The organism is Mesorhizobium sp. WSM4313 (assembly GCF_002294725.1).
Lineage (GTDB): Bacteria > Pseudomonadota > Alphaproteobacteria > Rhizobiales > Rhizobiaceae > Mesorhizobium.
Map to the genome: position 1 here is coordinate 519,653 of NZ_NSFT01000001.1, position 12,435 is coordinate 532,087.

A 12,435-nucleotide genomic window follows, 5' to 3' on the forward strand; every position below is an offset into this window, starting at 1 on the left:
AAATACTCCACATGGCATATGAATGCGCTCGCCCGGAACTTTCCTGATCCCGACTCACCCGCGGCCCCACATCTTCTGTGGTCTTGACGCCGGGCGAGCGTGTTCCTAGAAGCTAGTTTAGAATTGTTCAAAACTGGGAGGCCGAGACCCGATGGTCCGGCAGCCCGCGCCGCAAGCCGGGTAAATAGGACGGCTTGCCTTGCAATTTCAAGGAAATAACGCGCTATCCTCGCGGGATAGTCGCCGGAAGGACGAACTGAGCGAAAATGGCCGCAATCCGCGCCTATCTCGACTACAACGCCAGCGCGCCGCTCATTGCAGAAGCGCGGGCAGCGATGGTCGCCGCGCTCGATGCCGCCAACCCGTCATCGGTCCACACGGAAGGGCGCGCCTCGCGCCGGCTGGTCGAGGACGCGCGCCGCGACGTGGCGCGGCTGGTCAACGCCAAGCCCGAGCATATCGTCTTCACCTCCGGCGCCACCGAAGCCGCCTCGACGCTGCTTACGCCCGACTGGCAGATGGGACGCGGATCGATCCGCATGAGCCATCTCTTCGTCTACGAAGCCGACCATCCCTGCATACTGAATGGTGGACGCTTCGCGCCGGCGCAGGTGACGAAGATCGGCGTCGACCCGAACGGCATTGCCGATCTCGAGGCGTTGGCCGCCGCGCTCGGCGCGCATGACAAGGCCGCTGGCCTGCCGCTGGTGGCGATCCACGCCGCCAACAACGAGACCGGCGTTATCCAGCCGATCGGGCGCATCGGCGAGATCGTCAAGGCCGCCGGCGGGGTGCTGGTCGTCGACACCGTGCAGGCTGCCGGGCGGATTCCGCTCGATATGTCAATTCCTTATGCCGATTATCTGATCCTGTCCTCGCACAAGATCGGCGGCCCGAAGGGCGTCGGCGCGATCGTGGCCGCATCCGACCTGATGATGCCGCGCCCGCTGATCAATGGCGGCGGCCAGGAGAAGAGCCACCGCGCCGGCACGGAAAACGTCGCCGGGATCGCCGGTTTCGGCGCCGCGGCGCGTGCCGCGCTGGCCGGTCTCACCGACATGGACGCCATCGCGAGCCGGCGCGACGAGGTCGAGGCGATCGTGCGCGACCTCGCGCCGGACGCGGAAATCTTCGGAAATGGCGCTCCCAGGCTTGCCAACACGACATTCTTCGCTATTCCCGGCGTCAAAGCCGAAACGGCGCAGATCGCTTTCGATCTCGCCGGCGTCGCGCTGTCTGCGGGTTCAGCCTGCTCGTCGGGAAAGGTCGGGCCAAGCCATGTGCTGAAGGCGATGGGGCATGGCGACAGCCTGGGCGCCTTGCGCGTCTCGATCGGCCGTGCGACCGGCGCCGACGATATCGCGGCGTTTCGGGCGGCACTGGCCGGCATCGTCGCCCGCCGCGCGGGCAAGGAAGAAGCCGCCTGACGGCGGAGCATCGGAGCGAGAAACGCCTTGCGGTTCTCGGATTTCCGCTGCCTGAACAAGAATTCAGGCTTTAGGGCCTGGTAGAGCCGTGCGTTTTGTCCTGGCCGGGTGAATTTCCGGCGGACACGCACTATATGAAACTTACTCCGCCGCGAGTCCCTCCCTGGGACGCGATTTCGGCGGTGCCATAGTTTGAAAACTGCCGGGCCTTGACCCCGGCGTGGATGGAGAACGCTTATGCCTGCTGTGCAGGAGACGATCGATCGGGTTCGAAAGATCGACGTCGACCAGTATAAATATGGATTCCAGACAGAGATCGAGATGGACAAGGCCCCCAAGGGCCTTAGCGAAGACATCATTCGCTTCATTTCGGCCAAGAAGGATGAGCCGGACTGGATGCTGGAATGGCGTCTGGGGGCGTATCGCCGTTGGCTGACGCTGGAAGAGCCGACCTGGGCGCGCGTCCACTACCCGAAGATCGATTTCCAGGACATCCACTACTACGCCGCGCCGAAGAGCACGCCGGGGCCGAAGTCGCTGAGCGAGGTCGACCCCGAATTGCTCAAGGTCTACGAGAAGCTCGGCATTCCACTCAAGGAGCAGGAAATCCTGGCCGGCGTGCAGAAGACCGATGCCTCGGAGCTCGAGGACGCCAGCGATAACGTCTATAAATCGGGCCGCGTCGCGGTCGATGCCGTGTTCGATTCCGTTTCGGTGGTCACCACCTTCAAGAAGGAACTGGCGCAGGCGGGCGTCATCTTCTGCTCGATCTCGGAAGCGATCCGCGAGCACCCGGAACTGGTGAAGAAATATCTGGGCTCGGTCGTGCCGACCTCGGACAATTTCTACGCGACGCTGAATTCGGCAGTGTTCACCGACGGCTCGTTCGTCTTCGTGCCCAAGGGCGTTCGCTGCCCGATGGAGCTATCGACCTATTTCCGCATCAACGAGAAGAACACCGGCCAGTTCGAGCGCACGCTGATCATCGCCGAGGAGGGGGCTTACGTCTCCTATCTCGAAGGCTGCACGGCGCCGCAGCGCGACGAGAACCAGCTGCACGCCGCGGTGGTCGAGCTGATCGCGCTCGACGATGCCGAGATCAAATATTCTACGGTGCAGAATTGGTACCCCGGCGACGCCGAGGGCAAGGGCGGCATCTACAATTTCGTCACCAAGCGCGGCGACTGCCGCGGCGACCGCTCGAAGATCTCGTGGACGCAGGTCGAGACCGGTTCGGCGATCACCTGGAAATATCCGAGCTGCATCCTGCGCGGCGACGATTCCAGCGGCGAATTCTATTCGATCGCGGTGTCGAACGGTTATCAGCAGGTCGATAGCGGCACCAAGATGATCCATCTCGGCAAGAACACGTCGAGCCGCATCATCTCCAAGGGCATCGCCGCCGGCTTCTCGCAGAATACCTATCGCGGCCAGGTTTCGGCGCATCGCAAGGCGACCAACGCGCGCAACTTCACCAATTGCGACTCGCTGCTGATCGGCGACCAGTGCGGCGCGCACACCGTGCCCTACATGGAAGCCAAGAATTCGACGGCGCAGTTCGAGCACGAGGCGACGACCTCGAAGATCTCCGAGGACCAGAAGTTCTACGTCATGCAGCGCGGCATCCCCGAGGAAGAGGCGATCGCGCTGATCGTCAACGGCTTCGTCAAGGACGTCATCCAGCAGCTGCCGATGGAGTTCGCCGTCGAGGCGCAGAAGCTGATCGGCATCAGCCTAGAGGGTTCGGTCGGCTGACCGCAAAAGACATTTAGGAAGAAATCATGCTTGAGATCAAGAATTTGCACGCCCGCATCGTCGATGATGGCACCGAGATCATTCGTGGGCTGAATCTCTCGGTGAAAGCCGGCGAGGTCGCCGCCATCATGGGGCCGAACGGTTCGGGCAAGTCGACGCTGTCCTATATTCTCGCCGGCCGCGAGGACTATGAAGTCACCGAGGGCGACATCCTCTATAACGGCCAGTCGATCCTCGAAATGGATCCGGCCGAGCGCGCTACTGCCGGCATCTTCCTCGCCTTCCAGTATCCCATGGAGATACCGGGCGTGGCGACCATGGAATTCCTGAAGGTCGCGATGAACGAGCAGCGCAAGGCGCGCGGCGAGGAGCCGCTGAAGGTGCCGGAATTCCTGAAGCGCGTGAAGGAAGCGGCCGCCTCGCTCAGCATGGATATGAACATGCTGAAAAGACCGCTCAATGTCGGCTTCTCCGGTGGCGAGAAGAAGCGCGCCGAGATCCTGCAGATGAAGCTGCTCGAGCCAAAACTCTGCGTGCTCGACGAGACCGATTCCGGCCTCGACATCGACGCGCTGAAGATCGTCTCGGACGGCGTCAACGCACTGCGCTCGCCGGACCGGGCCATCGTCCTCATCACCCACTACCAGCGCCTGCTCGAGCACATCGTGCCTGATACGGTGCACGTGCTCTACAGGGGCCAGGTGATAAAGTCGGGCGACAAGTCGCTGGCGCTCGATCTCGAGGCCAATGGTTATGCCGGCGTGATCGGGCAAGCCGCGTGAGATGGGAGCGGTCGAGGCAAAAGTCATGAACATGCATGCACAGCCCCAGCGGACCTTGGCCGAGACGGCGCTGATCGACGCCTTCGGCGAACGGCTGTCGCTGCTGCCCGGCGACGGCGCGGTGATGGTCAAGCGCGACGATGCGATCGAGGCGATCAAGCACGGCCTGCCGACGCGCCGCGTCGAATCCTGGCATTATACGGACCTGCGCCGGCTGCTGACGTCGGTGCCGGCTTTCGAGGCCGGCGCCGTCGTCAAGGCGCTTGCGCCCGTTCTTGAAGGCTCGGCCGTGCTGCCGGTGCTGAACGGCGTCTCGCAGATGAAGCTGCCGGAGATCGACGGCGTGACGGTGCAGCGCCTGTCGGAGAAGCTGACCGACGGCAGCGTCGCGCCCGGCCTCGATCCCTATGGCAGCGACGACGCGATCGGCGCGCTGAACACGGCTTTCGTCGCCGACGGCTATTTCGTCGATATTGCCGACGGCGCCGAGCTGGAAAAGCCGGTCGAATTGCAGAACCTGCAGGCCGGCGGCCAGTCGCATGTGCGGCTGCTGGCGCGTGTCGGCGCCGGCGCCAAGGCGATTGTCGTCGAGCGTCAGGCAGGCGAGGGCGACGAGGCGCTCGTCTCTTCGGTCAGCCAGCTCGTGATCGGCGACGGCGCCGAGGTGACCTGGCTCATCGTGCAGGAGCAGCCGGACACGGCCACGCATCTCGCCCAGTTCAAGGCGCATATCGGCAAGGACGCGAAGCTGACGCTGTTCGTCATGAACGCCGGCGGCAGGCTCGTGCGCCAGGAGGTCGTGGTCAGGACGACAGGCGAGGGCGCCGACTTCAAATTGCGCGGCATTAATCTTCTCGCCGGCGACACCCACACCGATGTGACTATGGTGCTCGACCACGCCGTGCCGCACACGACGTCGACCGAAGTGATCCGCAACGTGGTGACTGGCAAGGCGCGCGGCGTCTTCCAGGGCCGCATCAATGTGCATCAATACGCCCAGAAGACCAACGCCAAGATGGCCTGCAACACGCTGCTTCTGTCGGATGACGGCGAGTTCTCGACCAAGCCGGAGCTGGAGATCTTCGCCGACGACGTCGTCTGCGGCCATGGCGCCACCGTCACCGAGATCGACCACGACCATCTGTTCTACCTGATGGCGCGCGGCATTGACGAGAAGTCGGCGCGGGGTCTCCTGGTGAAGGCATTCGTCGCCGAAGTGATCGAGGAACTGGACGACGAGGCGCTGGTCGAAGCGCTGGAAGCGCGGCTCGACGGCTGGTTTTCGACGCACGGCTAGCGCCTCACCTTCTCCCCTTGTGGGAGAAGTTGGATTGGCGCGAAGCGCCAAGACGGATGAGGGGTGTTGGAAGGATCGCGGCTTCGGCCGACAAGGACTTCGAGATGGACCAGAAGATCGAAACCACACCATACGACGTCGAGGCGATCCGCCGCGACTTCCCGATCCTGTCGCGCCAGATCTATGGCAAGCCGCTGGTCTATCTCGACAACGGCGCCTCGGCGCAGAAGCCGCAGGTGGTGCTCGACACCATCCAGCATGCCTATTCCCAGGAATACGCCAACGTGCATCGCGGCCTGCATTTCCTGTCGAACGCCGCGACCGACGCCTATGAGAATGCGCGCAAGTCGGTGCGGCGGTTTCTCAATGCGCCGAGCACCGACAACATCGTCTTCACCTCCAACACTACATCGGCGATCAACACCGTCGCCTATGGCTGGGGCATGCCGCGGATCGGCGAGGGCGACGAGATCGTGCTGTCGATCATGGAGCATCACTCCAACATCGTGCCCTGGCATTTCATCCGCGAGCGCCAGGGCGCGAAGCTGGTCTGGGTGCCGGTCGACGATCTCGGCGCCTTCCACATCGAGGAATTCGAAAAGCGCCTGAGCAACCGCACCAAGCTGGTCGCCATCACCCATATGTCCAATGCGCTGGGCACGGTGACGCCGATCAAGGAGATCGTGCGCATCGCGCATGCGCGCGGAATTCCTGTCCTCGTCGACGGCAGCCAGAGCGCGGTGCACATGCCGATCGATGTGCAGGACCTCGACTGCGATTTCTTCGTCTTCACCGGCCACAAGGTCTATGGCCCGTCGGGCATCGGCGTGCTCTACGGCAAGAAGGACAGGCTGGAAGAGATGCGGCCTTTCATGGGCGGCGGCGAAATGATCGAGGAGGTGACGGAAGACATCGTCACCTACAACGAGCCGCCGCACCGCTTCGAGGCCGGCACGCCGCCGATCGTCCAGGCGATCGGCCTGGGCGCCGCGCTCGACTATATGGAGAAGGTCGGCCGTGAGCGGATCGCCGCGCATGAGGCGGACCTCAAGGCTTACGCGCATGAGCGGCTGCGGGCGATCAACTCGCTGCGCATCTTCGGCGACGCGCCCGGCAAGGGCGCCATCATCTCGTTTGAATTGCAGGGTATCCATGCGCATGACGTGTCGATGGTGATCGATCGGCAAGGTGTCGCGGTCCGGGCCGGAACGCATTGCGCCCAGCCGCTGTTGAAACGCTTCGGCGTCACCTCCACATGCAGGGCATCGTTCGGCATGTATAATACCAGGGCCGAAGTCGATGCTTTGGCCGAGGCGCTGGAAAAGGCGCGAAAGTTCTTCGGGTGACGAGGATGGACGACGTGAGCACCACCGCGGAAAAAGCGCCGGAAACGGCCGCGAACGGCATCGTTTCGGCCTCGGCGATCCCCGCCGACGAGCTGGCGCGGCTGACCGACGACATCGTTTCGGCTCTGAAGACCGTCTACGACCCGGAAATTCCGGCCGACATCTATGAGCTCGGCCTCGTCTACAAGATCGACATCGAGGACGACCGTTCGGTCAAGATCGATATGACGCTGACCGCGCCGGGCTGCCCGGTGGCCGGCGAGATGCCTGGCTGGGTCGAGAACGCCGTCGGCGCCGTCGAGGGCGTGTCCGGTGTCGAGGTCGCCATGGTGTTCGATCCGCCATGGACGCCCGACCGCATGTCGGAAGAAGCGCAGGTCGCGGTCGGGTGGTATTGAGGCCGATAGCCTTGCGCCAGTCGTAAAACTTCACCATTTTAGGTGAGAATCATTCGGCAGGCCTTGAACCTGCATGGAATGGAGAAGGAAAAAATATGGGACGCTTCGCCGTCATCACCATGACCGACAAGGCCGCCGACCGCGTGCGCGAGATCGTGGCTGCGCGCGATACCGCGCATGGCATCCGGCTCGGCATCAAGAAGGGCGGTTGCGCCGGCATGGAGTATACGGTCGATCTTGTGACCGAGCCGAATCCCAAGGACGACCATATCGAACGCGACGGCGCGCATGTCTATGTCGCGCCGGAGGCGGCACTTTTCCTGTTCGGAACCGAGATGGATTTCGAGCAAACGACGCTGCGCACCGGCTTCACCTTCAAGAATCCGAACCAGAGCTCGGCCTGCGGCTGCGGCGAATCCGTCGAGCTGAAGCCTGCCGACCTCAAGGCGCTTGCCGAGGCACGCGCCTCGGCCTGACCAGGCCCGCCAGCGCTTCCACTCAGTCCGGCAGCGCGGCGATGACCACAAGCTCGACGACGAGGTCAGGCTGTGCCAGGGCGGCCACGCCGATCACCTCCGATGGCGGCGGGTTGTTGTAGCTGCAGTGCTTCGGGCAATGTTCGGCAAAGAATTCGTCCAGCACGTCCAGACGAAAGTTGGGTGAGCTGAGGACGCCGCCGGACGGAAAAGGCCCTTTGACGTAGAACGTCACCTTGACCAGGTGGTCGAGTGAGCTGCCAAGTTCCTCCAGGTCCGACTTGATGTTCGCCAGGATTTCGCGCCACTGCGTTGCCGCGTCGCCGACAGCGCCGCCCTGGTGTTTCGACGGATCGTAGTCGTCGACGGTAGCGGTGTTGCCGGACAGGAAAACATATCCCTTCGCGTCCGAGACCACCGTGCCCTTGCCCCAAGGCATCAAACGATCGCCTTTGAATTTCTTGTGCGTCGTGAGGTTCATTTCGGTCTCCTGTCGCCAGACGGTTGTCTTGATGCAATTCCGGGCGGAAAACCGCTGCGCAGTTTGCCGGAATTGCCTAATCAACCCACATCCCGGTCCGCTTGTGCCAGTCGGCGATCGATTCCTCCGGATAGATCTCGAATACCTTGTCGTTCTTGCCGACGACCGGCTCGACCCAGTTCGCCTTGTATTTCAGCATCAGATGCACCTTTTCCGGCGGTTTCGGCAGGTCGGTGTCGATCGCCGAAGCGAAGGGGTGAACGAGGTCCGGCCACGTCGGGTCGTAGAGCCAGAGTGCTGCGCCGCATTTCCGGCAGAAATTGCGCTCGCCGGTCGAGACCTCGCAATGCGGATGTTCGTCATCCTCGATCTCGGCCCGGTAGACGCCGAGGCTGCGCTTGCCCCTTATGTTCATCGTCTCGTAGTCGGCGCCGAGATTGATGGCGAAACCGCCGCCGCCTTGCTGCTTGCGGCAGATCGAGCAGTAGCAGAGCATGAAGGGCACCGGGGTGCGGCTCTCCACCTCGAAGCGGACGGCGCCGCAGCGGCAGGAGCCTTTGAGCAGGACAGGCATGGCGGGAACTCCGTTTTCAGATTCCAACCTGTCAGCATGCTTTTGGTTGCGGCGATGACAAGGCCGGTGACGGATGAGATGATCGCAGCATGGACAATGCGCGTCTTGAAGAACTGTTCGAAAGCCTTGGACCGATCGCCATCCGAAAACTGTTCGGCGGCAAGGGCATCTATTGCGATGGCGTCATCGTCGCGGTCGTCGTGCGCGACGAGCTGATGCTCAAGGCGGACGAGGAAACAATTCCCGACTTCGAAGCCGCCGGCTGCAAGCAATGGACCTATACCGGCTCGCGCCACGGCAAGGAGGTGGCGATGCCCTATTGGAGCGTTCCCGACGAGGCCTTCGACGATCCGGACGAAATGGCAGTGTGGGCGCGGCGGGCTTATGAAGCGGGACGAAGGGCGGGGAAGTGAAAGTTAGAAATGGTGGCGGCACAGAGGGGGTGTGAAGGAACTCGGCCATTGCAGTTGGCCGGGCTGCCGCAACCTGAACGCTCTACAACGCCTTGGCGATCTCCGCCGCCAGCCGCGCATTGTTCTCGACCAGCGCGATGTTGGTCTTGAGGCTGCGGCCGCCGGTCAGCTCAAGGATTTTCGACAAAAGGAACGGCGTCACCGCCTTGCCGGTGACGTTGAGCGCCTCGGCCGCCTTTTGCGCGGCCTGGATGTAGCCGTCCATCTCCGCGACCGGGATTTCGTCGCTCTGCGGCACCGGATTGGCGACGAGGATGCCGCCGCCCAAGCCCAGCGCCTGACGCGTGCGGTAGAAATGCGCGATATCTTCCGGCGCATGAAGGGTCAGCGGAGCGCGGAAGGGCGACTGCCTCGACCAGAAGGCGGGCATCGTCTCGCAGCCATGGCCGATAACCGGCACGCCGCGCGTTTCCAGCACTTCCAGCGTCTTTTCGATGTCGAGAATCGCCTTGGCGCCGGCCGAGACGACGATGACCGGCGTGCGCGCCAGCTCGTCGAGGTCGGCCGAGATATCGAAGCTTTTCTCAGCGCCCTTGTGGACGCCGCCAATGCCGCCGGTGGCGAACACTTTTATGCCGGCCATATGCGCGGTGATCATGGTCGCCGCAACCGTGGTGCCGCCTGTGCGCGTTTGAGCGACCGCGAAGCCGAGATCGGCGCGCGACAGCTTCATGGCATCGCCCGTCATGGCAAGCGATTCGCGCTCGCCGTCGGAGAGGCCGATCTTGATGCGGCCCTCGACCACGGCGATCGTCGCCGGTACCGCGCCGCAGTCGATGATGATCTGCTCGACCTTGGCCGCCATGGCGCCATTGTCGGGGTAGGGCATGCCGTGGGTGATGATGGTGCTTTCCAGCGCCACCACGGGCCGGCCGGCGGCAAGCGCCTCGGCCACCGGCGGATGGATATCGACGAAGGGGCGGGCGGTGTCAGGCGTCATGGCTGTCTCCGATCCGAAGGGATTGCTTCGGCAGTGGTGGCCCTATGCCACTTCCCGCGGCTCCGGCACAAGGGCAAGCGCCTGCGTGAAGGTGGCGATCGTGAAGGACGGCACGGCCTGCGGGCTCTCTATGGCGAGCATCGCCGCGGCAAGGCCTTCGCGTAGTGCTGCGCGCAGCGGCAGGCCGCGCAGCAAGGCGGCGACGGTTGCGCCGGTCAAGGCGTCGCCGGCGCCGGTCACGTCGGCCACCTTGCGCGGCGCGGGCGGGTCGATCTCGAAGATGCCGGTATCGTCGAAGCCCAGCACCGGAGCGCTGCCGGACGTGACCACGCCGGCATTCAGGCCAACCCGCCTGAGCGCGTCGACAAGGGTCTTGCCGTATGGCTCGGCGCCGACCAGCGCGGCGGCCTCGCGAAGGTTCATGAAGAGCAGCGACAGATCGTCGAGCAGCGGCGCCAGGCGAACGACCTTGGCCGGCGAGACGGCGATGGCGAAGACCGGCCGGTCGCCGGCCAACGCCACCAGGCGCTCCAGCGCCGCCGTCGGCAGGTTGGCGTCGCACAGGATGGCGTCGGCGGCGGCGATCGCCTCGCGCACCTTGGCGCGCCTTATTTGTTTGGGGAAGGCTAGGTCGTAGAGCGCCATGTCGGCCAGCCCGACGATCAACTCGCCTTCGGCATCGATCAGCGCCGTGTAGCTCGGCGTCGTGCGGTCGAGGAACACCACCGAAAGGTCGGTTATCCCGGCGTCGTCGATCGCCGAGGCGACTGTGTCCGCCGCAGCGTCACCGCCACGCACCGAGATCAGCGAGGCCGACACGCCGCGCTTCACCACGCTGCGCAGCGCGTTGAAAACCACGCCGCCGACGTCCTCGCGCATGATGCCGGGATTCGAAGCCGCGGGCACATAGACGCCCGAGACCTGGCCGCGCCGGTCGATATGGGCGCCGCCAAGCGCCAGGATTGTTGGGGATGTCGGCATTTCGGGTCGATGACTTTCGTTGATCGTGCGGCCGCGCACACTAGGTTTCTGCGCGTCGCCCTGCAATCGGGGTCGCGATTCGGACGGCCGGGTATCGAAATCTCTTCTGGACCCGTGGTTGCACTCCGCACTAGCCCTGGTGAGACAAAAATAGAACAAATCCAGATATTGATTATTTTTCAGATATTTGTTGCCTCTTGCCAAATGAGAACAAAAAAGGTACAAAACAAGCAGGGATCACGGATTGTCCGGCCTTCATTGACGACCAAGGGGTGATGTATCATGGCTCAGAATTCTTTGCGGCTTGTAGAGGATAAGGCAGTGGACAAATCAAAGGCTCTGGACGCGGCGCTGTCGCAAATCGAGCGCGCGTTCGGCAAGGGCTCGATCATGCGGCTCGGCGCCAACGAGCAGGTGGTCGAGATCGAAACCGTGCCGACCGGCTCGCTCGGCCTCGACATCGCGCTCGGCGTCGGCGGCCTGCCGCGCGGCCGCATCATCGAGATCTACGGGCCGGAAAGCTCGGGCAAGACGACGCTGGCGCTGCACACGGTGGCGGAAGCCCAGAAGAAGGGCGGTATCTGCGCCTTCGTCGATGCCGAGCACGCGCTCGATCCGGTCTATGCCCGCAAGCTTGGCGTCGACCTCGAAAACCTTTTGATCTCGCAGCCCGACACCGGCGAGCAGGCGCTGGAGATCTGCGACACGCTGGTGCGTTCGGGCGCCATCGACGTGCTGGTCGTCGACTCGGTGGCGGCACTGACGCCGCGCGCTGAAATCGAAGGCGAGATGGGCGATTCGCTGCCCGGTCTTCAGGCTCGCCTGATGAGCCAGGCGCTGCGCAAGCTGACCGCCTCGATCTCGCGTTCCAACACCATGGTCATCTTCATCAACCAGATCCGCATGAAGATCGGCGTCATGTTCGGCTCGCCCGAGACGACCACCGGCGGCAACGCGCTGAAATTCTACGCCTCGGTGCGCCTCGACATCCGCCGCATCGGCTCGGTCAAGGACCGTGACGAGGTCGTCGGCAACCAGACCCGCGTCAAGGTGGTGAAGAACAAGCTGGCCCCGCCCTTCAAGGTGGTCGAGTTCGACATCATGTATGGCGAGGGCGTGTCGAAGACAGGCGAGCTGATCGATCTCGGCGTCAAGGCCGGCGTCATCGAGAAGTCGGGCGCCTGGTTCTCCTACAATTCCCAGCGCCTCGGCCAGGGTCGCGAGAACGCAAAACTGTTCCTGCGCGACAATCCCGACACGGCGCGTGAGGTCGAGCTTGCGTTGCGCCAGAATGCCGGGCTGATCGCCGAGAAATTCCTCGAGAATGGCGGCTCCGAAGGCGGCGACGACGGTTTCGAGGACGAGGCCGGCGCCTTGTAAAGGGCGTGCCCCGGGGATTTTGGGGTCCGCGTGGTCCGAGGGCGCCCGAGAGCAGTTGGTTGGCTTAGCCGGAGTTCGGCCACAATCCTGGTTTATCGGCTTGTGCTTATGTAATCGAGTTCTTG

The 12,435-nt window shown here is 63.5% G+C and carries 13 protein-coding genes; 9 read left to right on the forward strand and 4 right to left on the reverse strand.

From position 1 onward, the window contains the following. The first annotated feature begins 266 nt into the window (after positions 1–266). From CK219_RS02600 to sufA, 7 genes are all read left to right on the forward strand, one after another. A complete protein-coding gene (locus CK219_RS02600) occupies positions 267–1,427 on the forward strand; it encodes a cysteine desulfurase family protein (RefSeq protein ID WP_095765175.1) in 1,161 nt (386 codons plus the stop codon). A 237-nt stretch (positions 1,428–1,664) separates the two neighbouring features. After that, on the forward strand, positions 1,665–3,182 hold the full coding sequence (gene sufB, locus CK219_RS02605; protein WP_095765176.1) for a Fe-S cluster assembly protein SufB: 1,518 nt from the start codon (positions 1,665–1,667) through the stop codon (positions 3,180–3,182). 26 nt (positions 3,183–3,208) lie between these two features. Continuing rightward, entirely contained in the window at positions 3,209–3,964 is a 756-nt protein-coding gene (sufC, locus tag CK219_RS02610; protein WP_095765177.1) for a Fe-S cluster assembly ATPase SufC, read from the forward strand. Positions 3,965–3,989: 25 nt separating this feature from the next. Beyond that, on the forward strand, positions 3,990–5,261 hold the full coding sequence (sufD, locus tag CK219_RS02615; RefSeq protein WP_095765593.1) for a Fe-S cluster assembly protein SufD: 1,272 nt from the start codon (positions 3,990–3,992) through the stop codon (positions 5,259–5,261). A 104-nt stretch (positions 5,262–5,365) separates the two neighbouring features. Continuing rightward, complete coding sequence (locus CK219_RS02620; RefSeq protein WP_095765594.1) at positions 5,366–6,607, forward strand: cysteine desulfurase; 1,242 nt, start codon at positions 5,366–5,368, stop codon at positions 6,605–6,607. A gap of 5 nt (positions 6,608–6,612) precedes the next feature. Next, positions 6,613–7,005 (forward strand): SUF system Fe-S cluster assembly protein, encoded by a 393-nt coding sequence (locus tag CK219_RS02625; protein WP_095765178.1) that lies wholly within the window; start codon positions 6,613–6,615, stop codon positions 7,003–7,005. 95 nt (positions 7,006–7,100) lie between these two features. Beyond that, positions 7,101–7,481 carry a Fe-S cluster assembly scaffold SufA gene (sufA, locus tag CK219_RS02630; protein WP_095765179.1) on the forward strand — a complete coding sequence of 127 codons (381 nt, stop codon included), beginning with the start codon at positions 7,101–7,103 and terminating at the stop codon, positions 7,479–7,481. Between the two features lie 22 nt (positions 7,482–7,503). Here the strand turns inward: sufA and CK219_RS02635 are convergent, their stop codons facing one another. Together CK219_RS02635 and CK219_RS02640 are read right to left on the reverse strand one after the other, a co-directional pair. Next, positions 7,504–7,962, reverse strand: a complete 459-nt coding sequence (locus CK219_RS02635; RefSeq protein WP_095765180.1) for a RidA family protein — start codon at positions 7,960–7,962, stop codon at positions 7,504–7,506. 76 nt (positions 7,963–8,038) lie between these two features. Then, complete coding sequence (locus CK219_RS02640) at positions 8,039–8,536, reverse strand: GFA family protein (protein ID WP_095765181.1); 498 nt, start codon at positions 8,534–8,536, stop codon at positions 8,039–8,041. 89 nt (positions 8,537–8,625) lie between these two features. Here CK219_RS02640 and CK219_RS02645 point away from each other — a divergent pair, with 89 nt between their 5' ends. Beyond that, positions 8,626–8,949: a TfoX/Sxy family protein gene (locus CK219_RS02645; protein ID WP_095765182.1), complete on the forward strand. Its 324-nt coding sequence runs from the start codon at positions 8,626–8,628 to the stop codon at positions 8,947–8,949. An 82-nt stretch (positions 8,950–9,031) separates the two neighbouring features. Here CK219_RS02645 and CK219_RS02650 read toward each other — a convergent pair whose 3' ends face one another. Continuing rightward, entirely contained in the window at positions 9,032–9,949 is a 918-nt protein-coding gene (locus tag CK219_RS02650) for a pseudouridine-5'-phosphate glycosidase (protein ID WP_095765183.1), read from the reverse strand. 42 nt (positions 9,950–9,991) lie between these two features. Further along, the gene (locus CK219_RS02655) at positions 9,992–10,930 is read right to left on the reverse strand and encodes a carbohydrate kinase family protein (protein ID WP_095765595.1); all 939 of its coding nucleotides are present in this window, start codon (positions 10,928–10,930) and stop codon (positions 9,992–9,994) included. A 282-nt stretch (positions 10,931–11,212) separates the two neighbouring features. On the opposite strand from CK219_RS02655, the gene recA reads away from it, so the two are divergent. Beyond that, positions 11,213–12,310 carry a recombinase RecA gene (gene recA, locus CK219_RS02660; protein ID WP_095765184.1) on the forward strand — a complete coding sequence of 366 codons (1,098 nt, stop codon included), beginning with the start codon at positions 11,213–11,215 and terminating at the stop codon, positions 12,308–12,310. Positions 12,311–12,435: the final 125 nt, after the last annotated feature.

Bases quoted from the DNA above. Each gene is read 5' to 3' on its own strand.
- sufD (WP_095765593.1), top strand. From the start codon at position 3,990: ATGAACATGCATGCACAGCCCCAGCGGACCTTGGCCGAGACGGCGCTG.
- CK219_RS02655 (WP_095765595.1), bottom strand. From the start codon at position 10,930: ATGCCGACATCCCCAACAATCCTGGCGCTTGGCGGCGCCCATATCGAC.
- sufC (WP_095765177.1), top strand. From the start codon at position 3,209: ATGCTTGAGATCAAGAATTTGCACGCCCGCATCGTCGATGATGGCACC.
- recA (WP_095765184.1), top strand. From the start codon at position 11,213: ATGGCTCAGAATTCTTTGCGGCTTGTAGAGGATAAGGCAGTGGACAAA.
- CK219_RS02640 (WP_095765181.1), bottom strand. From the start codon at position 8,536: ATGCCTGTCCTGCTCAAAGGCTCCTGCCGCTGCGGCGCCGTCCGCTTC.
- CK219_RS02620 (WP_095765594.1), top strand. From the start codon at position 5,366: ATGGACCAGAAGATCGAAACCACACCATACGACGTCGAGGCGATCCGC.
- CK219_RS02645 (WP_095765182.1), top strand. From the start codon at position 8,626: ATGGACAATGCGCGTCTTGAAGAACTGTTCGAAAGCCTTGGACCGATC.
- CK219_RS02625 (WP_095765178.1), top strand. From the start codon at position 6,613: ATGGACGACGTGAGCACCACCGCGGAAAAAGCGCCGGAAACGGCCGCG.
- sufB (WP_095765176.1), top strand. From the start codon at position 1,665: ATGCCTGCTGTGCAGGAGACGATCGATCGGGTTCGAAAGATCGACGTC.
- CK219_RS02650 (WP_095765183.1), bottom strand. From the start codon at position 9,949: ATGACGCCTGACACCGCCCGCCCCTTCGTCGATATCCATCCGCCGGTG.
- sufA (WP_095765179.1), top strand. From the start codon at position 7,101: ATGGGACGCTTCGCCGTCATCACCATGACCGACAAGGCCGCCGACCGC.
- CK219_RS02635 (WP_095765180.1), bottom strand. From the start codon at position 7,962: ATGAACCTCACGACGCACAAGAAATTCAAAGGCGATCGTTTGATGCCT.
- CK219_RS02600 (WP_095765175.1), top strand. From the start codon at position 267: ATGGCCGCAATCCGCGCCTATCTCGACTACAACGCCAGCGCGCCGCTC.